The organism is Massilia sp. PWRC2, assembly GCF_049896725.1.
Taxonomy (GTDB): domain Bacteria; phylum Pseudomonadota; class Gammaproteobacteria; order Burkholderiales; family Burkholderiaceae_D; genus JAFCUW01.
Genome location: NZ_JAFCUW010000002.1, coordinates 551471 through 576851, shown reverse-complemented (window position 1 = coordinate 576851; position 25381 = coordinate 551471). Strand labels below are relative to the sequence as shown.

Genomic DNA, 25381 nt, shown 5'->3' with positions numbered 1-25381 from the left:
TCCCATGCTGACCTTCCTGCGCAACCATGTGCTCTCGGGCGACCGCCCGCACAGCCGCCTGCTGGGCGCCGCCCTGCTGGCCATCGTGCTGGGACTGGCCTTCGCCCCCTTCCTCACCAGCGGTGCACGGCCCCTCAATACCGCCGCCACCATCTGCATCTACATCGTGCTGGTGGCCTCTTACGACCTGCTGCTGGGCTACACGGGCATCGTCTCGTTCGCCCACACCATGTTCTTCGGCATCGGCGCGTATGGGGTCGGGCTGGGACTGTCGAGCGCCGATCCCGGCTGGAGCGGCGCCCTGCTGGGACTGGTGGCGGCGCTGCTGCTGGCGCTGGCGCTGGCGCTGATCATCGGCCTGTTCGCCCTGCGCGTGCGCGCCATTTTTTATTCGATGATCACGCTGGCGGTGGCCTCCTCGTTCGCCGTGCTGGCCTCGCAACTGTCCGACTTCACCGGCGGCGAAGATGGCAAGACCTTCAGCGTGCCGGCCCAGTTGCAAGCGGGGTTCCGCCTGATCGACGGCGTCCTGTTCGGCCGCGCCATCGATGGCAAGCTGCTCACCTATTACCTGGTGTTTTTCGGCTGCCTGCTGCTGTTTCTGTTCCTGCTGCGACTGGTCAATTCACCGTTCGGCCGCGTGCTGCAGGCGATCCGCGAAAACGAATTTCGCGCCGAAGCGCTGGGCTACCGCACCATGCTCTACCGCATCTGGGCGAACTGCCTGGCAGCGCTGGTGGCAGTGCTGGCCGGCGCCCTGATGGCCCTGTGGCTGCGCTACGTCGGACCGAAAACCATGCTCGGCTTCGAAGTCATGACCGACATCCTGCTGATCGTCGTTATTGGCGGCATGGGCACCATGTATGGCGCCGTGGTCGGCGCGACCCTGTTCATCATCGCGCAAAACTACCTGAAGGCGCTGATGGCCGAGGGCGCCAGCAGCCTGGCCGGCATCTCCGTGCTGGCCGAAGCACTGCACCCGGACCGCTGGATGCTGTGGCTGGGCGTGCTGTTCGTGTTGTCGATTTATTTTTTCCCGAGCGGCATCGTGGGACGGCTACGGGGCCAGCCCACCCCGTAAAATGTTTCCCAATTGAATTAAATCAACACCGGCAATCCTGTTCCGTCTAAGGTCGCTCAAGCAAGAGCCGATCTGTTCAGATGCGAAAGGATGCCATGAAACCGACCCTACTATTTGCCACCGCCATGGCGGCCGCCGCTGCCACGGCGGCGGCGCAGGACGCCATGGTGGCGGTGCGCGACGCCCAGAGCGGCCAGTTGCGCGCCGCCACTGCCGCCGAACTGCGCACGCTGGGCGCCACCTCGCTGGCCCTGCGCCCGCCTCCCGGCCAGGTCAGCGTGCGCAGCGATGGCCGCCGCCAGCTGCACCTGGGCGAAGCGGCGCTGGTCCACCTGCTGCTGCGGCGCGATGGCGATGGCCATACCAGCATGGTGTGCAACGAAGGCAACCACAGCGCTGAGGACAGCGTTGAGAACCGCGCTGGCAACAGCGCCGAACACCATGAACCGGCGCTGGCAGCGGCGCACCGGCAGGCCAGCCATGCGGAGCGCTGAACAGCTGGCGGTGGCCGTACTGGCAGCGGCCCTGAGCGTGCCGCTGCCGGCGCCGGCGGCCACCATCACCATCATCAACCGCAACGATCCCGGGGTCGGTTTCAACGACCCGACGCCGGCCACGCCGGTGGGCGGTAATGGCGGCACCACGCTGGGCCAGCAGCGCCTGATCGCCTTCGAGTACGCCGCCTCGGTATGGGGGGCGGCGCTGGCCAGCACGGTGCCGCTGCGGGTAGCGGCGTCGTTCGTGCCGCTCACCTGCACTGCCACCACCGCCACCCTCGGCTCGGCCGGCGCCGCCGACATTTACGCCGACTTCCCCCATGCGCCGCGGCCGGCCACCTGGTACCCGGCAGCGCTGGCGAGCAAGCTGGCGGGGATCGACCAGAGCGCGGCCGATGCCCCCCACATCGTGGCACGCTTTAACTCGCGCCTGGGACTGTTCGACGACTGCATGCCGAACGACGGTTTTTACCTGGGCATCGATGGCCAGGCGGGCGGGCGCATCGATCTGGTCACCGTGCTGCTGCACGAACTGGCGCATGGCCTGGGCTTTCAGACCTTCACCAACGATCAAAACGGCAAGCGGGCCAACGAGCTGCCCTCGGTGTGGGACTACTACCTGGTCGACAACCGCAGCGGCAAGAGCTGGGCGCAAATGAGCGACGCCGAACGCAGCAGCTCGGCCATCAGCGGCGCTGGGCTGTCGTGGAATGGCGCTGGCGTCACTGCGGCGGTGCCGGGCTTGCTGCTGCCGCTGTCGCAGCTGACCATCAGCGGGCCGAATGCCGGCGCCGCTGCCGGCATGCTGGCGGTGGGCGACGCCGCCTTTGGGACGCCGTTGTCGGCCAGGGCCATCGCGGCCGAGCTGATGCCGGTGGTCGACAGCAGCGACGGCACTGGCATGGCGTGCACGGCGCTCGATGCCGCCAACCGGCTGGCGGTGGCCGGCAAGGTGGCGCTGGTCGACCGTGGCAGCTGCGCCTTCGTCGACAAGGCCAGGCAGTTGCAGGCCGCGGGCGCCGTCGCCATGGTGGTGGCCGATAATGCCCCCGGCGAGGTCAGCGAACTCGGTGGCAGCGACCCGGCCATCGTGATCGCCGCCGTCCGCATCTCGCAGCAGGCGGGCCAGGCCATCAAGCTGGCCCTGCAGCAGCGGACAGCGCAGCACTCGGGCGTATTCGCCAGCCTCGGCATCGACCCCACGCGCCTGGCCGGCACCGACAGCGTTGGCCGCGTGCGCATGTACACCCCCAGCCAATACGCCCCCGGTTCAACGGTGTCGCACTTCACCACCGAGGCCAGGCGCAACCTGCTGATGGAACCGTCAATTAGCGCTGACCTGACGCACACGGTGACGGCGCCGGTTGACTTGACCTATGAACTACTGAAGGACATCGGCTGGTAAAAACTGCGTTGTTTGGGCGTCAAAAAAAATCCTCGGCTGTGCCGAGGATTTTTATCTGTTTCGCCCCAACAAAGGCGGGTCTTACTTTTGTTTGTTGTAAGCCGCAACGCCATTCATGATTTCTTCCTTGGCCGCCTCCGGCCCTTCCCAGCCCTCGATCTTGACCCACTTGCCTTTTTCGAGATCCTTATAGTGCTCGAAAAAGTGCTGGATCTGCTGCAGGCGCAGGTCGTTGATGTCTTCCGGTTTTTGCCAGTGGCTGTAGATCGGCAGGATCTTGTCGACCGGGACGGCGAGCACCTTGGCGTCGCCGCCGGCTTCGTCGGTCATCTTGAGTACGCCGATGGCGCGGCAACGCACCACCACGCCGGGGAACAGGGGGAACGGCGTGATCACCAGCACGTCGCACGGGTCGCCATCGTCGGACAGGGTGTTCGGCACGTAACCGTAATTGCATGGGTAGTGCATGGCCGTGCTCATGAAACGGTCGACGAAGATCGCGCCCGATTCCTTGTCCACTTCGTACTTGATCGGATCGGCGTTCATCGGGATTTCAATGATGACGTTGAAGTCGTTCGGCACGTCGCGGCCGGAGGATACTAGGTTGAGACTCATGGCATGTCCTTGGTTTGCAAAAGATTTTACGGCGTGATTATAAAGGATGGCGTCTGCACGATGGCCGCCGGACTACAGCAGGCTGGCCAGCGCGCACTGGCGGTAATGAAAGGCGGCCTGCTCCTGCTGGCCCAGCGCTTCGTGCAGCTGCGCCAGTTTCAGGTGGCACTCGCGCACCATCGCCGGCGCGGCGGCGTCCGACAGCGCCTGCTCGAGGTAGCGCTGGGCCTTGCCCCACAGTTTCTGCTTCAGGCACAGGGCGCCCAGGGTCAGCGCCAGCTCGGCGTCGTTCGGCCGCGTGCGCAGCCACAGCTCGCATTTTTCGATCTGCGCCAGCAGCGCCGGCGTGCCGGCCGCCGCCGCCGCTTCGCGGTAGGCGCGCACCACGCGGTCGTCCCAGTCGTTGTTCAAGGCTTCTTCGACGGTGGCACGGGCTTCATCGTGCAGGCCGCGCGCACTGAGGGCCGCCGCCGCACGCGCGGCAATATACGGTTTGACGCGCTCGCTGGTGGGCACCATCGCCCAGATGCGCAGGATCGCTTCGCTGTCATCGCTACTGTCGCCCAGCAAAGCGTCGTAGGCCAGTTCGCGCAGGCGCGCCGACAGCGCAGGGTGCAAGGCCTTGTGCTTGTCGAGCGAGCGCACCAGGCGCAGCACCTCGGGCCAGTTCTTGGCCTGCTGGTGGGCGCGCATCGACCATTGCAGCGCATAGATATGGCGCACGCCGCTGGCGTTCAATTCGGCGACCGCTTCCAGCGCCGCTTCCGGCTTGTGGTCGTCGACCATCAATTCGGTGACCGTCATCAGGCGCGCCGTTTTGAGGGCGGCGTCGGCGCTGACGCTGGCGAGCCAGCCGTCGCGCCGCGCCGGCTCGCGCATGCGGTGGGCGGCGCGGGCGCCGATCAGCGCCGCCAGGCCAGCGTTTTCCGCCAGCTCGCAAGCGCGCATGGCGGCTTTTTCGGCATGCCCGAAGCGTCCTTCGAACAGCGCCTTCAAGGCCTCGCGCAAGCCTTTGTTGCTGTCGCGCTCACGCTTGCGGTGGCGATACGCAGCCACCCGCGCCGGCATGCTGACGGTGGCGCCGATGGCGCGCAGCACCGCGTAGCCAATGGCGAACAGCAGCAGTTCGAGCAGGATGACGAAATTGAGCGACAAATCAATCCGGTGCGGCGGATAAAACAGCACCACGTTGCCGGGATTGAAGCGGGCAGTGACGGCAATGCCAATTGCCAGCGCCATCAGCGCGACCAACCAGAGTAAGAGACGCATGGCTTAAGGCTTCGCTTTGTAGGTGCGCACCGCGTCGAGGCTGTCGGCCAGGGTCGGCATGTCGATCGCCAGATTGTTGCCCTGCAGCTGGCGCAGCATCGACTGGGCGGCCTGGGTGCTGCGCGCGCGCGTGTCAAAATATTTGGTCAGCGCCTCCTGCACCGTTTCCAGGTCGGTGCGAAAGGCCGCCTCGTTGCGCGACAACAGCGCCAGGCGCGCGTTGAGCAGGCGCAGTTTCAGGTTCTCGCGGGTGAAATACGCTTCGCGCGGCGAGAGCATCAGCGCTTCCGGCGTGTCGACCCGGCGCACGCGGATCAGCTGGCGCACGTCATCCCACATCTCGCCCGTCCAGCCGGTCCAGAGGGCGCCCAGGCGGGCACCGATGGCACTGCTGGCGGCCGCTGGCGGCGCCGATCCCCTGGCCGCGGCTGGCGGCCGGCGCGGCGCCGACTGCGCCAGTTCGGAAGGCGCCACCGGTTCGCTGTCCGACAGCATCGGCAGCGTGTCGAGCTGGGTGATGACGTTATCGATGCGCAGCGCCAGACCGGCCACATCGATGCCGGGCAGCGCCTTGAGCTTGTCGGTGTCGCGCGCGATGGCGCGGCGGATGCTGATGAATTGCGGCTTGTCGTTGCGCGAGAGCGAACGGTCGGCGTTTTGCAGGGCGATCAGGGCACCCTGCACATTGCCGGCCAGTTGCAGCTGCTGGCTGGCAGTCGAGAGCACCTGCTCGATTTCAGCCAGCGCCCATTCGTCGCGGTTTTTCGACAGGTCCTGGTAGAGCGCTTCGAGCGCCAGCTGCTGGCTCTGCGCTTCGCTCTGGCGGCCTTCCAGCGCCGCCACCTTGACCTGCAGTTCCTTGGTCTGTTCCTGCACCTGGCGCGCCAGTGCCACCGTCTCGTTGCCGGTGGCCTCGCTCTTTTGCAGGCTCCTGGCCATTTCGGCGCGCAGGTGGCCCAGCCGGCTGTGAGTCGACCAGGCCAGCGCAGCGAGCAATAGCAGCAGGACGATGGTGACTTTGAACAGCGGCAGCTGCAACAGGTCGGCCCAACGGGGCGATGCCGCAGCCGGTGGCGGCGGGTGGGAGGTGTCGGTAGAAGGTGGCAATTCGTTCATGCTTGTGATTGTAACGCGGCAAGCAGGCTGGCGTCGCCTGAACCTGACAGGGTAAGGTGGCGAACGCCCAGCAGGCGGGCCGTTTCGGCGATGCGTTCGTGCGGCACAATCAGGTGCTGCTGTTGCATTTTTGCAACAGCAGCGGCGCCATCGAGTTGCTCGAGCAGGTCGAACAGGCCGCGCAGCGCTTCCGAACTGGTAATGATCCAGTCGCACGGGCGCGCGATCAGGCTCGACAGCTGCGCCGCCAGGGCGGCATCGAGCCGCGGCACGCGGCGGCGGTAAGCGGCCACCGTGGTCACTTCGGCGCCGGCCGCGCGCATGCCGTCGGCGATCAGCTCGCGGCCCGATTCGCCGCGCACGATCAGCACCTTGCGGCCGGCCAGCGCCTTGACGTCAAGCGCGGCGAGCAGGTGTTCGGAGTCGCTGCGGGCCGGGTCGAGCGGGCTGTGGATGGTGGCGCTGGCGGCGTCGACGCCATGCGCGGCCAGGCACAGGCGACTGCCCTCGCCCAGCACGGCGATGGCCACCTGCGGCGGCCACGCGCGCTGCTGTTCGGCCAGGCAGGCAAAGGCGGCATCGATGGCGTTCGGCGAGACAAACGCCACCAGCGCATAGTCGTGCAACTGCGCCAGCGCTGCCTGCAGGAGGGCGCGCTCACGGTCGGGCAAGGGGTCGATTTCCAGCAGCGGCAGCAGCAGCGCTTCGCGGCCGCAGGCGCTCAGCGCTGCCGCCAGCGCGCCCGCCTGCGCGCGCGGCCGCGTGATGATCACCGGCGCCAGCGCGGCCACTTCAACTCCTGGCGGCATTGGCGGCATTGGCGGCCTCCAGCGCATCGGCGGCATCGACCGCATCGGCCTGTGCCTTGCAGGCGGCCAGGATGCCGTGGGCGTCCTGTGCGGCCAGCAGATCGGCCACGCGCTGGCCCAGCGCATCGGGGGCGTCAGCCGCGCCGCTCGCCTCGGCATGGGCGACGCGGGCGCCATCGGGGGTGGCGACCATGGCGCGCAAGCGCATTTGACCGGCGACGCCATCGACGGTGGCAAACGCCGCCAGCGGAATCTGGCAGCTGCCGCCAAACACCTTGGAGACTTTGCGCTCGGCGCTGACGGCGTGGAAGGTCGGCAGGTGATTCAAGGGCGCCAGCACGGCGCGCAAGTCGATGTCGCTGCGGCCGGCCAGAATTTCGATGGCCATGGCGCCCTGCCCCGCCGCCGGCAGGCTGTGTTCGGGGTCAAGCAGCGCGCGGATCCGCTGCGGCAGCCCCAGGCGGATCAAGCCGGCCGCCGCCAGGATGATGGCGGCATAGTCACCGCGATCGAGTTTGCCGAGGCGGGTATCGAGATTGCCGCGCAGCGGTTTGACTTGCAGGTGCGGATAGCGGGCAGCGATCAGCGACTGCCGGCGCAGGCTCGAGGTGCCGACGATGGCGCCGGCCGGCAGCGCATCGAGGCTGGCGTGGCTGTTCGAGACAAAGGCGTCGCGCGGGTCTTCGCGTGCGAGCACGGCGGCCAGCTCGAAGCCCTGCGGCAGGTCCATCGGCACATCCTTGAGCGAATGGACGGCCAGGTCGGCGCGCCGCTCGGCCATCGCCACTTCGAGCTCCTTGACGAACAAACCCTTGCCACCGACCTTGGACAGGGTGCGGTCGAGGATCTGGTCGCCGCGGGTGGTCATACCGAGAATCGTGATCTGGCAGTTTGGATATAATAAAGTCAATTGAGCGCGAACGTGCTCGGCCTGCCACATGGCCAGACGACTCTCGCGGGAAGCGATGATCAGGGTCGCCGGCGCGGGCGGCAGGCTGTGGGCGGTCACTGCGGTTGCGTTCAAAACGGATTCTTTCACTGTCGTAGGCCGACCCCGGCGAACGCCAGTTATCGGGCCATGGTTGGAATCACAAATTTTATCATGCGCTCTTCCTGCAGACTGCGGCCAGAAGCCCCTGCATTGACTTATTGAATAATGGCCGACATGCTCAACTCCGCTGCAACAGCACCTGAACCGACAAACCGCGCCGTCAGCGTCAGCGCCGACGACAAGGACGCCCCCCTGAAAGAAGACATCCGCCTGCTCGGCCGCCTGCTCGGCGACGTCCTGCGCGAGCAGGAAGGTGCCGACGTCTACGAGGTGGTCGAAACCATCCGCCAGACCGCCGTGCGCTTTCGCAAAGACGATGACGCCGACGCCGACCTCGAACTGCGCACCCTGCTGAAAAAACTCTCGCGCGAGCAGACCATCTCGGTGGTGCGGGCGTTCTCGTATTTTTCGCACCTGGCCAATATCGCCGAAGACCAGCACCACATCCGCCGCCGCCGTGCGCACCAGCTGGCCGGCTCGCCGCCGCAGTCGGGCAGCGTCGCCTTCGCGCTGGGCAAACTGAAAGCGGCGGGAGTGCCGGCCGCCACCGTCCACCACTTTTTTCAGCAGGCGCAGATCGTCCCGGTGCTCACCGCCCACCCCACCGAAGTGCAGCGCAAGAGTATTCTCGACGCCGAGCATGACATCGCCCGCCTGCTGGCCGAGCGCGATGGCGCGCTCACCCCCAAGCAGGCGCGCGCCAACCTGGCGCTGCTGCAGTCGCGCATCGCCACCCTGTGGCAGACGCGCATGCTGCGCTACTCCAAGCTGACGGTGGCCGATGAAATCGACAACGCCCTGTCCTACTACCGCATCACCTTCCTGCGCGAGCTGCCGGCCCTGTACGACGACATCGCCGAAGACCTGACGGTCCACTACGGCGCCGACGCCGCTGCCACCAGCGCCTCCTACATCCAGATGGGCAGCTGGATCGGCGGCGACCGCGATGGCAATCCGAATGTCGATGCCACCACCATGCAGGCGGCGCTGACCAGGCACGCGGCCACCATCCTCGATTTTTATCTGGAAGAAGTCCATGCGCTGGGCGCCGAACTGTCGGTGTCGACCCTGATGGTCAGTGTCAGCCCGGCCCTGCAGGCGCTGGCCGATGCCTCTCCCGACCAGTCGCCGCACCGCAGCGACGAGCCGTACCGGCGCGCGCTGATCGGCATTTACGCCAGGCTGGCCAGCACCGCCCGCAAACTCGGCGCGGCCAACATCCTGCGCCGCGAAGTCGCTCACGCCGAGCCGTATGGTGACGCCGCCGACTTTGCCGCCGACCTGCAACTGCTGGCCGACTCGCTGGTGGCCAACCATGGCGCCAGCCTGGTGCACCCGCGCCTGGCGCACCTGCTGCGTGCCGTCGCCATATTCGGCTTTCACCTAGCTTCGCTCGACATGCGCCAGAGTTCCGACGTCCACCAGCGCGTGCTGACCGAACTGTTCGCCGCCGCCGGCGAGGAAAGCGATTACGCCGCCCTCGATGAAGCGGCCAAGGTGGCGCTGCTGCAAAAAGAACTGGCGCAAGCGCGCCTGCTGGTGTCGCCCTGGACCAGCTATTCGGCCGAGACCGAGAGCGAACTGGCGATCCTGCGGGCGGCGCGCGACATCGGCCAGCGCTACGGCGGCCGGGCCATCCGCAACTACATCATTTCGCATACCGAGACTGTCTCCGACCTGCTCGAAGTGCTGCTGCTGCAAAAGGAAGCGGGCATGCTGCGCACCGCCAGCGGCGAACTCGATGCGATGGTCATTCCCCTGTTCGAAACCATCCCCGACCTGCAGCGCGCCGCTGACATCATGCGCGAATGGATGGCGCTGCCCCAGGTGGCGCAGGTCATCGCGCACCAGGGCCAGCTGCAGGAAGTCATGCTCGGTTACTCCGACTCGAACAAGGATGGTGGTTTTCTGACCTCGAACTGGGAGCTGTACAAGGCCGAGATCGACCTGGTCAAGGTGTTTGCCGATGCCGGCGTCAAACTGCGCCTGTTCCACGGTCGCGGCGGCACCGTCGGCCGCGGCGGCGGTCCCAGTTTCGACGCCATCCTGGCGCAGCCACCGGGCACCGTCAATGGCCAGATCCGCCTGACCGAGCAGGGCGAAATCATCGCCTCGAAATTTTCCAACGCCGAAATTGGCCGCCGCAACCTCGAGCTGCTGGTGGCGGCCACCCTGGAAGCGAGCCTGGGCCAGAGCAGCGGCGCCCAGTCAAGCCAGCTGGCGCACTTTGAAACGGTGATGGCCGAGCTGTCCGATCTGGCCTACCACGCCTACCGCAACCTGGTCTACGAGACGCCCGGCTTCACCGATTACTTTTTCGCCGCCACGCCGATCACCGAAATCGCCGAACTCAATCTCGGTTCGCGCCCCGCCTCGCGCAAGTCGACCCGCCGCATCGAAGACCTGCGCGCGATTCCCTGGGGGTTTTCGTGGGGCCAGTGCCGGCTGCTGCTGCCCGGCTGGTACGGCTTCGGTTCGGCCATCGGCGCCTGGCTGGCGGCTGACGGCGAGGCTGGACGCGCCGACCGCATCGCCACCCTGCAAGCGATGCACCAGCGCTGGCCGTTCTTTGCCACTCTGCTGTCGAACATGGACATGGTGCTGGCCAAGACCGATCTGCCGATCGCCTCGCGCTACGCCGAACTGGTGGCCGATGTCGCACTGCGCGAGCGCATTTTTGGGCGCATCGCCGCCGAACACGGTGCCACCCTGGCCTGCCTGCAGAGCATCACCGGCGCCAGCGAACGGCTGGCCGGCAATCCCCTGCTGGCGCGCTCGATCCAGAACCGCTTCGCCTATCTCGATCCGCTCAACCACCTGCAGGTCGAGCTGATCGAGCGCCACCGCGCGCTGGCGGGCGGACCGCTGCAGGTCGATAACCGCGTGCACCGGGGCATCCACCTGTCGATCAATGGGGTCGCTGCGGGGCTGCGCAATACCGGCTGATTTGCCGTGCGCGGCCATCAGGGCCTTCAGTGAGACATCGCTCACTGAAGGCCCTGACGGCCGGAAAGGCAATTTCTGACGCCAGATTTGTCACATAATGGCCACGGTGACATGCACCATCCTGAAAACCGGCTACACTCGGTGGGCATGAAGCCGCCCACTCTGCCCGCCACCGACGCATTTTTCGACCTGCTGCTCGACGCCGTCTGCGCTGTCGACGCCGACGGCCGCTTTGTGTTCGCCAGCGCCGCCATCGAGCAGATTCTCGGCTACACGCCGCAGGAACTGATCGGCCAGCGCATGATCGACCTGGTGGTACCGGAAGACCGCGCGCGCACGCTGGCACGGGTGAACGACATCGTCGGCGGCGCGGCCAGTCCCCATTTTGAAAACCGCTACCGGCGCAAGGACGGCAGCTACGTCGACATCATGTGGTCGGCGCGCTGGTCCGAGGCCGATCAGTTACGGGTGGCGGTGGCGAGGGACGTCACCGAGCGGCGCCGGCTCGACGCCATGCGCGCGGCCATGTATGCCATTTCCGAAGCGGCCAACGCGGCCAGCAGCCTGCCAGTCCTGTTTCCGCTGCTGCACCGCATCGTCAACGAGCTGCTGGCGGCGCCCGGTTTCGCCATCGCCCTGTACGACAGCAACGACGACATGATCCTGCTGCCCTATCACCTCGACGAGCATGGCGCGCCGGGGGCGTCATCGATGACCGCGGCCGACACCCTGTGCGGCCACGTCATCAAGGGCGGCCGCGCGCTGCTGCTCGCACCGGGGCCGGACGCCGAGCGGCTGGCGAGCCTGCCGCCGGCGCTGCACGGGGCGGCGCGCCGCAGTGCGCCGTGCTGGCTGGGCGTGCCGCTGACGTCGCGCAAGGAAGGCCCGATCGGCGCCATCATCGTCAAGAGTCCGGCGGCGGCGCGCCAGTATGGCCAGGTCGAACAGGACTTGCTGCAGTTCGTCGCCAGCCAGGTCGGCATCGCCATCGAACGGGTGCGCATGCAGGAGCAGCTGCAGCACATGGCGCGCCACGACGCCCTCACCGGCCTGCCCAATCGCCAGCTGTTTCTCGACCGTCTGGACGCTGCGCTGGCGCGCGCGGTGCGCAGCGCCGGCGGCTTCGCCCTGCTGTATCTCGATCTCGACGAATTCAAGCAGGTCAACGACCGCCACGGCCACGCCGCCGGCGATACCCTGCTGCGCGAAGTGGGTCAGCGCCTGCAGGGCGCCGTGCGCGACGTCGACACGGTCGGGCGCATCGGCGGCGACGAATTCATTGTGCTGCTCGAAGGGGTCGACAACGCCGCTGACGCCTTCCTGATCGCTGCCAAGATTGAACAGGTGTTTGGCGCGCCGCTCACCATCGGCGCTTTTGAGCTGAAAATCGGCGCCAGCATCGGTCTGGCCATGTATCCGGCCGATGGCCTGCGGGCGGCGCAGCTGATCGAACGGGCCGATATCGCCATGTACCGCGCCAAGCAGCAGCGCGGCGCCGCGCGCCGGCTGGCGCAGGACACGCAGGGCGCACACGACAAGGCGTAAAGCGCAGGGCGCCGCGATGACCACTAAGCGTGCCAGCGAACCGACAGGCGCAGCCCGATCGGCGATACTTGACCCATCGACCGCGACCGCGCGCCGTCTTCCACTGAAACGTTTGGTAGCGTTACTTACCGAACCGCCCTAGCCGGGTCCAGCGATGCGCGGTGTAATGGACTGGTCAAACCGCACCGCATTACCAAGGAGAACCACCATGAATATGATCAAAAAAACGACCAAAAAAACGACCATCATCGCTTCCGCCCTGCTGGCCCTGAGCCTTGCCGCCAGCGGGACCGCGCTGGCACAGCGCAATGATCACGGCAATGACCGCAATGACCGCGGCCAGCAGCAGGACGACAGCCGCAACGACCACGGCGCCCGTGGCAATGATAACGACCGCAACGACAACAACCGCAACGACGCCCGCGCCAACGACAACCGCGGCCGTAACTACGACGCCCGCAACTTCCGCCGCGACGATTCGCGTGGCGGCGGCCCGCGCCACGACATGCGCCGTGGCCAGCGCCTGAGCCAGGAATACCGCGACAACCGCTACGTCGTCAACGACTGGCGCGCGCGCCGCCTGTCAGCGCCACCGCGCGGCCAGCACTGGGTGCAGGCTGGCGATGATTATGTGCTGGCAGCCATCGCCACCGGCATCATTACGCAGATCCTGCTGTCCAATTAAGTTAGCTGGCTGCCCAAGGCCGCGCCCTCGCAGGATGGCGCGGCTTTTTTTTATCTTTTTACGTCTGCTTATTTCAGAAACTGCTTCACTTCGGCCTGGAACTGCGCCGGCTGGTCCCACATGATGAAGTGGGCGCTGTCATCGATGCGTTTTAAGCGCAGCGTTTTGGCGCCCGCATACGCGCCCTTGTAGGCGGCATCGGCCTGCGGCCCGTCCATCAAGCCTTTCGGCGCGATATACAGCACCGTCAGCGGCGCCGTGATGGCGGCCAGCTCGGGACGCAGATCGGTCACCACCAGTTCGTGGTAGGCGCGCGCCGAGACGTCGGCGGTGCTGGTGAGCGAATCGTCAATGGCACCGGCGCGCATCGGCACGTTGTTGATCATCGAATTGATGGTGCCGATGGCGCGCGTGCGGCGCGCTTCCGGCTCGGCTGCGCGCATCGCTGCCAGGATGCCGTCGGCGGTGGGGGTGATGCTGGCGGCAGTGGTGCCGGGCGGGCCGAACAGGGCGCCCAGGAAGGGCACCATGTCGACCACCATCAGCCGCTCGACCAGCTGCGGATGGCGGCTGGCCACCATCAGGCCGATGGTGCCGCCCATCGAGTGACCGATCAGCGCCGGCTTCGGCAGTTTTTTACCTGTGATGGTCGTCTCGATGTAGCGGGCGATGTCTTCCGCCACGGGCGCCGCCACCGGCCCCTCGACATTGGCGCCGGCCGCGGCGCCGGCGAAACCGCTTACCTGCACCAGGTGATAGCGGTGGCCGGGCGTGGCCGCAATCAGTTCGCGCCACACGCGCGGCGAGGAATTGAGGCCAGCAATCAGGACGACGTCGCTGCCGCTGCCCTCGACCGTCACACTGATCCGGGTGGCCGGGGTGGCCTCGGCGGCAAAAGCGGAAATAGCGCGGCCAGCGAACAGACTGACGATGGCAAGCGACAAGGCGGTAGCGAGAACGGTGCGGCGGGTGGTCATGGGGTCTCCTGGACGTTGTAGGGGCAACAGGCCAAACATTGACTAAAATTTAATCCACCGCCTATCGTCGTCTGGGTGGCGGGTGAAGTCAAGAGGCAGGCGACGATGGGACAGGTACCTTGCGCTGCCAGTCCCCGGCAGCCGTAAAAAAACCGCCCGCCTCATGCAAGGCGCGCGGTTTTCAATGGAGCCGGCGGCGATCAGCCGTTATGCAAAAAGCTCTTGAGTTTGTCCGAGCGCGACGGCTGGCGCAGCTTGCTCATCGCTTTCGCTTCGATCTGGCGGATGCGCTCGCGCGTCACATCAAACTGTTTACCCACTTCTTCGAGCGTGTGGTCGTTCGACATCTCGACGCCGTAACGCATGCGCAGCACCTTCGCTTCGCGCGGCGTCAGCGAGTCCAGCACTTCCTTGATGACGTTGCGCATCGACGCGTGCAAAGCGGCGTCGAGCGGCGCCAGCGTGGCGTTGTCTTCGATGAAGTCGCCCAGCTGCGAGTCGCCATCTTCGCCCATCGGCGTTTCCATGGAGATCGGCTCTTTGGCAATCTTCATAATCTCGCGCACCTTGTTTTCCGGCATTTCCATCTTCAGCGCCAGCGTCGCCAGGTCCGGCTCGCTGCCCGTTTCCTGCATGATTTGACGGGAAATCCGGTTCATCTTGTTGATCGTTTCGATCATGTGCACCGGCACGCGGATGGTGCGCGCCATGTCGGCGATCGAGCGGGTGATGGCCTGGCGGATCCACCAGGTGGCGTAGGTGGAAAATTTATATCCACGGCGGTACTCAAACTTGTCGACCGCTTTCAACAGGCCGATATTGCCTTCCTGGATCAGATCGAGGAATTGCAAGCCGCGGTTGATGTATTTCTTGGCGATCGAAATCACCAGCCGCAAGTTGGCGACCGTCATTTCGCGCTTGGCGTGACGGGCGCGCTTTTCGCCGGCAGCCATCTGCTTGTTAATCTTGCGCAGGTCCGCCAGCGGCAGCGCCACCCGTGCCTGCAGGGCGATCATGCGCTTTTGGTGTTCCTGGATGGCCGGCACGTTGCGGCCCAGCACGGCGCTATACGGGTAGCCGGCACCGACTTCCGCCTCGACCCAGGCCAGATTCGTTTCGTTGCCGGGGAACACCTTGATGAAGTGTGCGCGCGGCATGCCGCAGCGCGAGACGCAAATTTCCAGCACCGCTTTTTCGATGTGGCGCACTTCATCCATCTGGCCGCGCAGGGTGTCGCACAGCTTTTCCACCACTTTCGCGGTGAAGCGGATGCCGAGCAGTTCGTTGGAGATCACTTCCTGCGCCTTGACGTAGGCTTTCGAGCCATAGCCCTCTTTTTCAAACGCCTTGGCCATCTTTTCGAACTGCGCTTCGATCACCAGGAATTTGTCGAGCGCGCCACGGCGCAGCTGCAACAGCTGTTCGGTCGAAAAGCCGGCTGCGCCGCCATTGGCATCGCCATCTTCGTCGACTTCTTCTTCTTCCTCGTCGTCGTCGTCGCCGTCAGCGGCAGCCACCGCCGGCTTGTGCGGCGCGGCCGGCGCCGGCGTCGACGATTCGTTCAGATCGACAAAACCGTCGACCACTTCATCGACCTTGATTTCGTCGCGCTCGATCTTGTGCGACAGCGCGATGATTTCAGCGATCGTGGTGGGGCAGGCAGAAATGGCTTGCACCATGTCTTTCAGGCCGCCCTCGATCCGCTTGGCGATTTCGATCTCGCCTTCGCGGGTGAGCAGCGCCACCGCGCCCATTTCGCGCATATACATACGGACCGGGTCGGTGGTGCGGCCGAAATCGGAATCGACCGTCGACAGCGCGGTGGCGGCAGCCGCTTCGACTTCGTCGTCGCTGGTGGCGGTCGGCACGTTGTCGGTCAACAGCATCATGTCAGCGTCAGGGGCGCGCTCGTAGACGGCGATGCCCATGTCGTTGAAGGTGGCGATGATGCCTTCGATCGCTTCCGGATCGATGATGTTTTCCGGCAGCTGATCGTTGATCTCGGCGTGGGTCAGAAAGCCGCGCTCCTTGCCCATGTTGATCAGGTTCTTGATCTGGTTGCGGCGCCGTTCCATATCGGCTTCCGAGGTCTTCGAGTCGCCCGCCAGCACCCCTGACAGACCGCCCTTGGCCTTGCGCTCTTTTGCTTTCGACACTGCCTTGAGTTCAGCGCGCTCGACCGCGTTGAGGGCCGCCACTTCGTCGTTTTCCGGCGTGAATTCGCTCGGCTTGCGACCGCGTCGTCCCGGCACCTTGACCGATGGCAGCAGGTAGCCCGAGGTATCGATCTGCGCCAGCGTGGCCGCATCGGTGACCTGGCTGACCGACTGGCCGGCGGTCTGGATGACGGTCGGCTCGGCTTCGACGACCTTGCGCGCCACGCGCGGCTTGACCACCTTGGCGGCGGCGGGCGCCGGCTCGACAGCGGCAGCGACTTCAGTGACCGGCGCGGCCGGCTCGGTCTGCTTCATGGCCGCCAGTTTCGACACTTTTTTGCGCACCACCGTGGTGACCACGGGCGCTGCCAGCGCGGCGGCGTCGCCATCGGCTGCAGTGGCCGTTGCAGCCGCATCGAGCGCAACCGTCGCCGTCACTGCCTGCACATCCTCGACGCGCGCTTCGGCGGCGGCATTGATGGCGGCCAGGCGCGAGCGGGTCTTGACGACGCTGACCTTGGGGGCGCTGTCGTCGCCTTCGATGAAGTAGGAGGTGGCCGTCTTCGGCACCGCCAGCGGCGCGGCTTTACGCGGTGCTGCCTTCGTGGCGGTCAAAGTCAGTGTCTTGGCGGTGCTTTTGGTCATATACTCTCCAGTCGCGGGCGGGGCGCGCCAGCGAAGTCAAAAATCCACCCAGACCCTGTGCGGCGGGCCCGATGGCGGGGGTAGTTCCGGGATAGTCCCTAAGTGGGGGCTACGGGCCGATTGTCAAGCGCGATGGCAAGCATCACACAATGGCTCGGCAGCAAAACGGTGGCTTGGTCAATGACGCGGATACAATATCGAAGCAGAAAAGAAAAAAAGCCCGATCGTAAAAACCGGGCTTGAATCTATTGTCCAGGGAAAATAGAGGAGACGGGCACATGATGCCCCGCGAAGAATGCGCCGTATAATTGAAAAATCGAATGATTGATATCACAATAACGCATACTTCCTAGCAACTATCCTTCCTGACTCGTTTGCGCCAACGCAAGCCGCGCGTAGAGCAAGGGGCGGATCATACACGATTTCGCGCAAGGGCGCCGGTGCGGCGGTGCCCGGCATAGCAAAACAACACGATTCAATTTGTCGCCGCACTTGGCAAAGTCCACATGGTATCCTCTCGTCTCCAGCTCTTACTATGAAGTCAATGAATACAACTAGCCCTGTCGTCGAGACCCCTGGCGACACTCCGGCCCCCGCCGTCGTCGTACCCGCAGCACCCGCCGCCGAATCAACCGAATCGGCCGCCACCGTGTCCGACGCCAACGCGCCGGTCCAGCCTGAAACGGACTCATCCACCGAACCTGCTGCCGCTCCTGCCACCGCCTCTGCCACCGCTCCTGCCAGCGTCGCTGGCGCACCGAGCGCACGCTCGCTGCTCAAGCAGTTGCAGCAACAGTTCCCTACCTTTGGCAAGTGCCTGCCCCTGTCGATCGGCATCGACAAGCAGTTGCTGGCAAAAATGCCTGAACTCGACCGCAAGACCATGCGCGCCGCCCTCGGCATTCACACGGGCTCGCTGCGCTATCTGCGCACCATGGAAAAAGCCAGCGTGCGCTACGACCTCGATGGCACCGCCGGGGCCGCCGTCACCGATACCCACCGTTTGCATGCCAAGGAAACCTTGCAACTGCGCTTCAAAAAAGAAGCCGACCGCAAGAAAGCCGAAGCCGATGCCGCCAAGGCCGCTGAAGCGGACCGTGCGCGCCAGGAAAAGCTGCAATTGCTGGCGTCCAAATTCGCGCGCCACTGAGCGATGGTGCCTGCCGTACTGAGTCAGCGCCCTTGATGGACAGCGGCGCAGCGTCACCTCTGCCCGCCACGCTCGCGCCTGCGCTGCCCCCGTACGAGGGCATCGCCATGGCCGACGTGCGCCTGGTGCGCTCCGAGACGGATGCCGCCGCCGCGCTGGCGGCGTTGCACGCCATGGACGTAATCGGTTTTGATACCGAATCGAAGCCGACCTTTCTGAAAGGCGAGGTGTCGACCGGACCGCACCTGGTGCAACTGGCCACCGACAGCACCGCGTGGCTGTTCCAGATCGGCGCCCAGCCGCCGGCCGAGGCCATTTTGCACGTGCTGCGCAGCGTGCTCGAGTCGCCGGCCATTCTGAAGGTCGGCTTTGGTCTGGCTGACGATATCAAGCGCCTGCGCGCCAAGCTGGGCATCAACACCGCGCACGTGGTCGACCTGGCCACGGCAATGAAGCAAAAGAATGAACGCAACTCGCTCGGTGCGAAGACGGCAGTGGCACGCTTTTTTGGTCAGACCCTGCAAAAGTCGAAAAAAATCACCACCACCAACTGGGCCATGGCGCGCCTGTCGGACAAGCAGATTTTATATGCGGCCGACGACGCCCACGTGGCCCTCAAACTGTACCGCCACTGGCAGGCGCTCAAGCAGCACTGAGCGACCGCGCTGGTCAGCAGCACCAGGTGTTCAAGAACGGTCGACGATGCTGGCGATGCGCTGCTGGTCGAAGGTGAAGATCGAGCTGCCCTGCATGGCAACCTCGGCGCCCGCCCTGGGGCCGTCCGGGATGTCCACCGCCAGCGTGCCGGCGAAGGCGATGGTGGCAATCACCTGGTCGGGATCGAATTCAAGCGCGACAATGGTTTGTTGGCGCGTGGCGAACATGGCAGCCGATGACTGCGCCAGGGTGCGAAAGGCGTCGACGCCGGCCGTTTCGTGTGTTTTGACACCCTCTTCATAGTTATCGAAGCGCACCGCAGGGCTGAGCACAGCCGTCATGCCAGCGATATCGACGGCGTTGTAGGCGGCAATATAGGTTTCGATCAGCTGCTGGCGCTCGGTGTCGGTCATGGTCGCTCCCTTCGGTGGTATGAAATTTCTTCAATCTTAACAAAAGCGCTATGCTGCGTCATCTTGGTATCGTGAAGCGAACACATGCCTGATTCTGGCCGCCGTGCCGTATTGCTGTTGCTGTGCTTGCTGCTAGCGGCGGTGCGCAGTGGCGCCGCCACGCCGGCCGACACCATCGAACAGCGCGTGCTGGCCTGCACGGCCTGCCATGGCAGCAGCGCCGGCCGCGCCGTGTTTCCGCGCATTGCCGGCAAGCCGGCCGGCTATCTGTATAACCAGCTCATCAATTTTCGCGAAGGACGCCGGCAATACCCGCAGATGACGTATATGGTCGAGCACCTGTCGCTGCCCTATCTGCGGGAAATTGCCGACCATTTTTCGAAGCAACAGCTGGCGGCGCCCACCGTACCGACGGTCGACCTGGACGCTGCCGCGCTGGCACGCGGGCGCCAGCTGGTGCTAGAGGGCGATCGCGCCCTCCAGCTGCCCGCCTGCATCGCCTGCCATGGCGCGCGCCTGACGGGGGTGCAGCCCGCCATCGCTGGCCTGGCCGGCTTGCCGCGCGACTATCTCAATGCGCAGCTGGGTAACTGGCGCAACCACACGCGCCGCGCGCAAGCGCCCGATTGCATGGCCGTCATCGCCAATCGCCTCAGCCTGTCCGATGTCGCCGCTGTTTCCGGCTGGATTGCGCGCCGCCCGCTGCCCGCCGCCGCGGCGATGGCGCCGGCTGCCACCATTGCCCGCCCGCTGCCGCTGGCCTGTGGCAGCGCCCCCGACTGACGCGATGGACACCATCCACAGCCGCAACGGCCGCCGTGCCATCGCCCTGCTGGCTATTGTGCTCAAAGCGCTGGCGGTGTGGCTTTTTCTTGCGTGGCCCCGTGAACAACACATGCCGTCGGCCGCAAGCGCCGACTTTGCCGCCAGCCCCGCCGTGCTGGCGCGCGGCGCCGTGCTGGCGCGCGCAGGCGACTGCATGGCCTGCCACACAGTACGCGGCGGCGCCCCGTATGCGGGCGGACGCCTGCTGGCGACCCCCTTCGGCGCTATCGCCACGCCGAATATCACACCCGACCGCGCCAGCGGGATTGGCGCCTGGAGTGCCGACGATTTCTGGCGCGCGCTGCACAACGGCAAGTCACGCGATGGCCGCCTGCTGTATCCCGCTTTTCCCTATCCAAATTACACCAAGGTCACGCGCGCCGACGCCGACGCCCTGTACGCCTATCTGCACGCGCTGCCGGCGGTGCGCCAGCCGAATGCGCCGCACCAGCTGCGCTTTCCCTACAACACCCAGGCAGCGCTGGCGGGCTGGCGGCTGCTGTACTTCACGCCGGCCGTGTTCGCCCCTACCCCCACCCGCTCGCCCGAATGGAACCGCGGCGCATATCTGGTCGAGGGCCTGGGACACTGCAGCGCCTGCCACTCGGCGAGAAACAGCGCCGGCGCCAGCGACGATGCGCTGGGCGGCGCCCTGTTACCGGGCGGCGCCTGGTACGCCCCCTCGCTGACGGCGGCCGGCGAAGCGGGCCAGCAGCAGATCGCGGTGGCCGAGATCGGCGCACTGCTGCACGGCGGCATCTCCAGCAGCGCCAGCGTGGCCGGGCCGATGGCCGAGGTGGTCGAAGCGAGCTTGCAGCATCTGGCAGATGCCGATATCACGGCGATGGCGGTGTATTTGCAGGCGCTGCCGGCGACGCCGCGCGTGCCGGCGCAAACGCTGGCGCCGACGCCGCAGCTGTTGCAGCTGAAACAACAGGGTCGCCAGTTATACGACAAGCACTGCGTCGCATGCCACGGTGCCGACGGCGAGGGCATGCCGCCCCACTATCCGGCGCTGGCCGGCAACCGCGCGCTGACGATGGAGTCGGCCGTCAATCCCATCCGCCTGGTGCTGCACGGCGGCTTTGCGCCGGCCACCGGCGGCAATCCGCGCCCCTACGGCATGCCGCCGTATGGCCACCTGTTGAACGATGCCGAGGTGGCGGCGCTGCTCAGTTATCTGCGCGCCAGCTGGGGCAACCAGGCCGCGCCAGTGAGCGCGCGCAGCGTCAACGCGCTGCGCGGCGCAGCACTCGACTGATTCGACCGCGATTACACCATCTCGGCAAAGCCGATGCGGTCGGTGGTGGCATTGCGGGCATCGTCGACGCTGATGCTGTGGCTGGCCAGCAGCGCTTCGAGCGACGCATTCATCGTATGGCAACCGCCATCCTTGCCACTGTTCATGCGCGCGCGGATGGCGGCGATATCGCCCGCTTCCAGCAGCGGCAACAGCGCCGGGCCGTTGGTCAGGCATTCGGTGGCCAGGTGATACCGGTTGCCTTCGCTCGACGGCAGCAGCGCCTGGCACAGCACGCCACGCAGTGCATGGGCCAGCGCCTGCGACTGCGCTTCCGAATTGCCCAGCAGGCGGATCATTTTTTGCAGACCCATCTCGGTCGAGCGCGCATGCAGGGTGGCCAGCACCAGCGGTCCCGATTCGGCCAGCGCCAGCGCTTCCTGCGCCGTCTGGGCATCGCGGATTTCGCCGATGACGATCACATCGGGACGCTCACGCAGGGCGTCGAGCGCGCCCAGGTAATAACTGTCGACGTCGCCATCGATGCCCACTTCGCGCTGGGTGATGATGCATTTGCGCTGCGGGATCAGGGTTTCGACCGGGTCTTCGATGGTGATGATGTGGCCCGAGCGGTGCATATTGATGTCATCGATCATCGAGGCAATCGTGGTCGACTTGCCCTGGCAGGTGTCGCCGATGATCAACACCAACCCGCTGGTCAGGCTGGCAAAGGCGCGCTCGTCGGCGTGCAGGCCCAGCGCCGCCAGCGCCAGCGGCTCTTTCGGGAAGCGGCGGATCACGCAGCCGAGGCGCTTTTTACCCTGAAACGTAAAACAGTTGGCGCGGATGCGCGCCGTGTGCAGGTCGATCGAGCGGTCGAAGGCGCGCTCGATGATGCGCTCGCTCCAGTTCGGTTCGATGACCTCAAAAAACTCTTCCAACTCTTCCCGCGTGATGGGCGAATCGGTAACCGCCACCAGTCCCTTTGGCTGGCGCAGCATCAAGGGGCTATTTTGGTGAATGATGATGTCGGAAAAGACCAGGCGCGAGTTCAGCAGGTGCAAAATCTGCTCGACCAGGGTGCCGAATACGGGGTGGTCCTCGTTTTCTACGTAGGTCAGGGTGCGGATCTGGGAGGTCTGGTGGTGGTCCATCGGTGGCTCTCGCTTGAAACTGGCATGACAGGAAATCTGCCTGCCAATTATAAAACCACAGCGGCGCAAAAGATTGCAATATCGAAATAATTTGTGCGCCCGATGTTAGCGCAAGCGGTTGCGGTGGCCGGTTTTCAGGTCCAGCGAGAACTTCACGCCGCCGTCCGTGTACATGACGTCATCGGGCGGCTCCTCGCCTGCCAGCGCGCCAGCCACCAGTGGCAAGCCTTCGCCCTTGCGCAGCAAGTCGTCGCAGCGCTCGTAGACATTGCGGCAGCCGGTGCCGGCCATCAGCGCCTGCACGATCGCCACTTTCCACGCTTCCACGCCGCCCGACTGGAACTGGCAGATCAGGTAACCATCGGCGCCGCCGAACGATTCGACGATCAGGCCCGACAGGCGATCGAGGTCGCCATCAACCCGGCGCAGCAGTTGATCGGGTTTGGCTTTCGCCGCTGCGGCCGCCGTGCGCGCCAGCGCCGCCTGCACGCGTCCTTTGATCAGGGCGTGATCGACCGGTTCGGCTTCATCGAAGCTCCAGATACGGGCGCGGATTTGCGAGCGCGAATTGTAGGCCGCGCGGCCAATAAACTGTTTTGATGACGATTGCACCACGGCGGTGGCGCCCGGTTTCATCTTTTCGTTGGGTTTACCTTCGACCTTGTCGATGGCGGAGGCGTAGATCAGGGGATCGCCGGCGAGAATGGCTTTTTCCTTGCCCTGTTTGATGGTAATGAATAACATAATTGTCCCGTGAGGCCGGCGCGGCGCGCACAGCGCAACGCCAAAGGCGCCATCATACAGGCGATGGCAACATCAATGGCCAGCGTGCTTCTGGCTGGAACGCTCAATGGCCGGAACGTTTAATGGCCAGAACGGAATGTCAGCGGCTTGACCACCACCTCGACCTGCAGCGCTTCGCGCTTGCCGCCCGCGTGCTCGACCTGCAGCGTCAGCGGCACCAGCGCGCCTTCTTTCAGGGGCTGCTTCAGGCCGATCAGCATCAGGTGAAAACTGTTGACGGGCACGCCGGCCGGCAACTCAATGGCCGCCACTTCGCGCATCGACATCACGCTGCCATTCATTTGCATGACATGCATTTCGACACTGGCCGCCGCCGGCGAGCTGCCGCCGACGACGCGGGCGGCATCGCTTGAGCGCAGCGTCAGGTAAGCGCCGCCGGTTTTTTGGGCCGGCACGGTGGCGCGCACCCAGGCATCGCTAACGACGGTCTGGGCCGAGGCGCTGCCCGATACGGCGGCGGCAGTCAGGGCAAGCAGGGCAAACAGGGACTTGATCAGCGTGGTTTTCATGGCATATCCTGGCAAAGGTGAGGCAAAGTGAAAGCGGGCGCTCAGCGCGGCGGCTTGAAGGTTTCGCGCTCGACCAGCACGGTATCGACGCTATTGGTCAGCCAGATCTGGCCATCCTGGATGGTGCACTGCAGCTGCATGTTGCGGTTGACCATTTTCTCGAGCTGGGCGCTGGCTTCGGCCGGAATATTGATCACGCTGAGATTTTTCGCGCGCTCGAGCTTGTTGGCGATCTGCTTGTACCAGATGTGGCTGGTAGCGCTGTAACTGTACACCACCACCTCGGCGGCGCGGCCGCACGCTTTCATCAGCCGCTTGTCGTCCGGCTGGCCCACTTCGACCCACAGCTCGATGGCGCCGGTCAAGTCCTTTTGCCACAGGTCGGGCTCGTCGGTGTCGAACAGGCCCTTGGTAAACATCAGCGACTCGCTAGCGTGGATGGCGAAGGCGAGCACGCGGATCATCATCCTTTCATCGGTTTCCGACGGGTGGCGCGCCAGGGTCAGCAGGTGCTGCTGATAATAATTGCGGTCCATGTCGGCGATTTGCAATTCGGCCTTGTAGATGGTTGCTTTGAGTGCCATTGAATCAATCAGTAAAAGGGAAGTTGGAGGCGAATGCGGGCAACGCTGCGCGCAAAAAAAAAGTCACCTGCCGCCATTGTCGCATGCGCCTCACCCGCGCCTGCAAGCGGCCCCGCAAAAAAATAGTACGACCGTGCATATTGCGTTATAGTCAAGCTCCTTCCCCCCCCTTGCAAAGGACCGCCATGACCGCCCCCCTCCACAACGAGCAGTTCCGCCTCGCCGCCCGTCCCGTCGGCTTGCCCAAGCCCGGCGACTGGCAGCTGACCAGCGCGCCGCTGCGCGAGATCGCCGATGGCGAGATCGTCGTCAAGACGCTCTACCTGTCGCTCGATCCGGCCATGCGCGGCTGGATGAACGAAGGCAAATCGTACATTCGCCCGGTTGCTATCGGCGAAGTCATGCGCGCCGGCGGTGTTGGCGTGGTGGTGGCGTCGCGCTCGCCCCGCTTTGCGGTGGGCGCGCAGCTGGCCGGCGGCATCGGCGTGCAGCGCTACTGGGTCGGCGCGGCCGACGACAAGAGCGCCGCCTTCGTCCAGATTGACACCCGCATGGCGCCGCTGACCACCTGGCTCAACACCCTCGGCATGCCGGGCATGACGGCCTACTTTGGCCTGCTCGATGTCGGTCAGCCCAAAGCGGGCGAGACGGTGGTGGTGTCGGGCGCGGCCGGCGCGGTGGGGCAGACGGTTGGCCAGGTCGCCCGCCTGCTGGGCTGCCGCGTGGTCGGCATCGCCGGCGGCAAGGACAAATGCGATTTCGTCGTCAATGAACTGGGCTTCGACGCCTGCATCGATTACAAGAATGGCAACGTGCGCGACGGCCTCAAGCAGCACTGCCCGAACGGTGTCGACGTTTATTTCGACAACGTCGGCGGCGACATCCTCGACACCGTCCTCACCCGCATCAACATGAAAGCGCGCATCGTCATCTGCGGCGCCATCTCGCAATACAACAACACCAGCGCCGTCAAGGGCCCCGCCAATTACCTCTCGCTGCTGGTCAACCGCGCGCGCATGGAAGGCATGGTGGTCTTCGACTACGCCGCGCGTTACCAGGAAGCGGTTGCGGCGCTGGCCAACTGGCTGCAGGCGGGCAGCATGAAAAGCCGCGAAGACGTCGTCGATGGCCTCGAGCGCTTCCCCGACGCCCTCTTGATGCTGTTTGAAGGTAAAAACTTCGGCAAGCTGGTGCTCAAGGTGGCCGACGCCTGAGCGCAACGGGCCGGGAACTCCTGGCCATTTCCAG

General features: G+C 65.3%; 23 protein-coding genes. 11 read left to right on the top strand and 12 right to left on the bottom strand.

What is annotated here, in order from left to right; all coding sequences use genetic code 11:
• Positions 1-4 precede the first annotated feature (4 nt).
• The 3 genes from ACP7BZ_RS07440 to ACP7BZ_RS07430 all read left to right on the top strand — a co-directional run bounded on the left by ACP7BZ_RS07440 (position 5) and on the right by ACP7BZ_RS07430 (position 2983).
• Positions 5-1081, top strand: a complete 1077-nt coding sequence (locus ACP7BZ_RS07440; RefSeq protein ID WP_426111581.1) for a branched-chain amino acid ABC transporter permease — start codon at positions 5-7, stop codon at positions 1079-1081.
• Positions 1082-1176: 95 nt separating this feature from the next.
• Entirely contained in the window at positions 1177-1575 is a 399-nt protein-coding gene (locus ACP7BZ_RS07435; RefSeq protein ID WP_426111579.1) for a post-PEP-CTERM-1 domain-containing protein, read from the top strand.
• Positions 1562-2983, top strand: coding sequence for a PA domain-containing protein (locus ACP7BZ_RS07430; protein ID WP_426111577.1), 1422 nt, complete (start codon positions 1562-1564; stop codon positions 2981-2983). The genes ACP7BZ_RS07435 and ACP7BZ_RS07430 overlap by 14 nt, the downstream gene beginning before the upstream one ends.
• Before the next feature lie 81 nt (positions 2984-3064).
• Here the strand turns inward: ACP7BZ_RS07430 and ppa are convergent, their stop codons facing one another.
• From ppa to hemC, 5 genes are all read right to left on the bottom strand, one after another.
• On the bottom strand, positions 3065-3598 hold the full coding sequence (gene ppa / locus ACP7BZ_RS07425) for an inorganic diphosphatase (protein ID WP_426111575.1): 534 nt from the start codon (positions 3596-3598) through the stop codon (positions 3065-3067).
• Between the two features lie 72 nt (positions 3599-3670).
• A complete protein-coding gene (locus ACP7BZ_RS07420; protein WP_426111692.1) occupies positions 3671-4837 on the bottom strand; it encodes a heme biosynthesis protein HemY in 1167 nt (388 codons plus the stop codon).
• 33 nt (positions 4838-4870) lie between these two features.
• On the bottom strand, positions 4871-5983 hold the full coding sequence (locus ACP7BZ_RS07415; protein ID WP_426111573.1) for a uroporphyrinogen-III C-methyltransferase: 1113 nt from the start codon (positions 5981-5983) through the stop codon (positions 4871-4873).
• The gene (locus ACP7BZ_RS07410) at positions 5980-6801 is read right to left on the bottom strand and encodes a uroporphyrinogen-III synthase (protein ID WP_426111571.1); all 822 of its coding nucleotides are present in this window, start codon (positions 6799-6801) and stop codon (positions 5980-5982) included. Before ACP7BZ_RS07410 ends, ACP7BZ_RS07415 begins: the two co-directional genes overlap by 4 nt.
• The gene (hemC, locus tag ACP7BZ_RS07405) at positions 6776-7816 is read right to left on the bottom strand and encodes a hydroxymethylbilane synthase (RefSeq protein WP_426111569.1); all 1041 of its coding nucleotides are present in this window, start codon (positions 7814-7816) and stop codon (positions 6776-6778) included. The genes ACP7BZ_RS07410 and hemC overlap by 26 nt, the downstream gene beginning before the upstream one ends.
• A 132-nt stretch (positions 7817-7948) precedes the next feature.
• Here hemC and ppc point away from each other — a divergent pair, with 132 nt between their 5' ends.
• The 3 genes from ppc to ACP7BZ_RS07390 all read left to right on the top strand — a co-directional run bounded on the left by ppc (position 7949) and on the right by ACP7BZ_RS07390 (position 13019).
• Positions 7949-10789, top strand: a complete 2841-nt coding sequence (gene ppc, locus ACP7BZ_RS07400) for a phosphoenolpyruvate carboxylase (protein ID WP_426111567.1) — start codon at positions 7949-7951, stop codon at positions 10787-10789.
• Positions 10790-10936: 147 nt separating this feature from the next.
• Positions 10937-12334, top strand: a complete 1398-nt coding sequence (locus tag ACP7BZ_RS07395) for a diguanylate cyclase domain-containing protein (RefSeq protein ID WP_426111565.1) — start codon at positions 10937-10939, stop codon at positions 12332-12334.
• 208 nt (positions 12335-12542) lie between these two features.
• Positions 12543-13019 (top strand): RcnB family protein, encoded by a 477-nt coding sequence (locus ACP7BZ_RS07390; protein ID WP_426111563.1) that lies wholly within the window; start codon positions 12543-12545, stop codon positions 13017-13019.
• Positions 13020-13087: 68 nt separating this feature from the next.
• Here ACP7BZ_RS07390 and ACP7BZ_RS07385 read toward each other — a convergent pair whose 3' ends face one another.
• Complete coding sequence (locus tag ACP7BZ_RS07385) at positions 13088-13996, bottom strand: alpha/beta fold hydrolase (RefSeq protein ID WP_426111561.1); 909 nt, start codon at positions 13994-13996, stop codon at positions 13088-13090.
• A gap of 200 nt (positions 13997-14196) precedes the next feature.
• Complete coding sequence (rpoD, locus tag ACP7BZ_RS07380; protein ID WP_426111559.1) at positions 14197-16797, bottom strand: RNA polymerase sigma factor RpoD; 2601 nt, start codon at positions 16795-16797, stop codon at positions 14197-14199.
• A gap of 649 nt (positions 16798-17446) precedes the next feature.
• On the opposite strand from rpoD, the gene ACP7BZ_RS07375 reads away from it, so the two are divergent.
• The gene (locus ACP7BZ_RS07375; RefSeq protein ID WP_426111690.1) at positions 17447-17947 is read left to right on the top strand and encodes a ProQ/FINO family protein; all 501 of its coding nucleotides are present in this window, start codon (positions 17447-17449) and stop codon (positions 17945-17947) included.
• Positions 17948-17982: 35 nt separating this feature from the next.
• Complete coding sequence (locus tag ACP7BZ_RS07370) at positions 17983-18603, top strand: 3'-5' exonuclease (protein ID WP_426111557.1); 621 nt, start codon at positions 17983-17985, stop codon at positions 18601-18603.
• Positions 18604-18633: 30 nt separating this feature from the next.
• Here the strand turns inward: ACP7BZ_RS07370 and ACP7BZ_RS07365 are convergent, their stop codons facing one another.
• Complete coding sequence (locus ACP7BZ_RS07365) at positions 18634-19017, bottom strand: nuclear transport factor 2 family protein (RefSeq protein ID WP_426111555.1); 384 nt, start codon at positions 19015-19017, stop codon at positions 18634-18636.
• An 84-nt stretch (positions 19018-19101) separates the two neighbouring features.
• Here ACP7BZ_RS07365 and ACP7BZ_RS07360 point away from each other — a divergent pair, with 84 nt between their 5' ends.
• Positions 19102-19800 carry a c-type cytochrome gene (locus tag ACP7BZ_RS07360; RefSeq protein ID WP_426111553.1) on the top strand — a complete coding sequence of 233 codons (699 nt, stop codon included), beginning with the start codon at positions 19102-19104 and terminating at the stop codon, positions 19798-19800.
• Positions 19801-19804: 4 nt separating this feature from the next.
• A complete protein-coding gene (locus tag ACP7BZ_RS07355; RefSeq protein WP_426111551.1) occupies positions 19805-21103 on the top strand; it encodes a cytochrome c in 1299 nt (432 codons plus the stop codon).
• Between the two features lie 11 nt (positions 21104-21114).
• Here the strand turns inward: ACP7BZ_RS07355 and ACP7BZ_RS07350 are convergent, their stop codons facing one another.
• The 4 genes from ACP7BZ_RS07350 to ACP7BZ_RS07335 form a co-directional block, all read right to left on the bottom strand.
• Positions 21115-22236 carry a type IV pilus twitching motility protein PilT gene (locus tag ACP7BZ_RS07350; RefSeq protein WP_426111549.1) on the bottom strand — a complete coding sequence of 374 codons (1122 nt, stop codon included), beginning with the start codon at positions 22234-22236 and terminating at the stop codon, positions 21115-21117.
• Positions 22237-22341: 105 nt separating this feature from the next.
• Positions 22342-22980: an SAM-dependent methyltransferase gene (locus ACP7BZ_RS07345; RefSeq protein WP_426111548.1), complete on the bottom strand. Its 639-nt coding sequence runs from the start codon at positions 22978-22980 to the stop codon at positions 22342-22344.
• 119 nt (positions 22981-23099) lie between these two features.
• Positions 23100-23549 (bottom strand): copper chaperone PCu(A)C, encoded by a 450-nt coding sequence (locus ACP7BZ_RS07340; RefSeq protein ID WP_426111547.1) that lies wholly within the window; start codon positions 23547-23549, stop codon positions 23100-23102.
• 41 nt (positions 23550-23590) lie between these two features.
• Entirely contained in the window at positions 23591-24133 is a 543-nt protein-coding gene (locus ACP7BZ_RS07335; RefSeq protein ID WP_426111546.1) for a YaeQ family protein, read from the bottom strand.
• Between the two features lie 185 nt (positions 24134-24318).
• On the opposite strand from ACP7BZ_RS07335, the gene ACP7BZ_RS07330 reads away from it, so the two are divergent.
• Positions 24319-25347 carry an NADP-dependent oxidoreductase gene (locus tag ACP7BZ_RS07330; RefSeq protein ID WP_426111545.1) on the top strand — a complete coding sequence of 343 codons (1029 nt, stop codon included), beginning with the start codon at positions 24319-24321 and terminating at the stop codon, positions 25345-25347.
• The last annotated feature ends 34 nt before the right edge of the window (positions 25348-25381 follow it).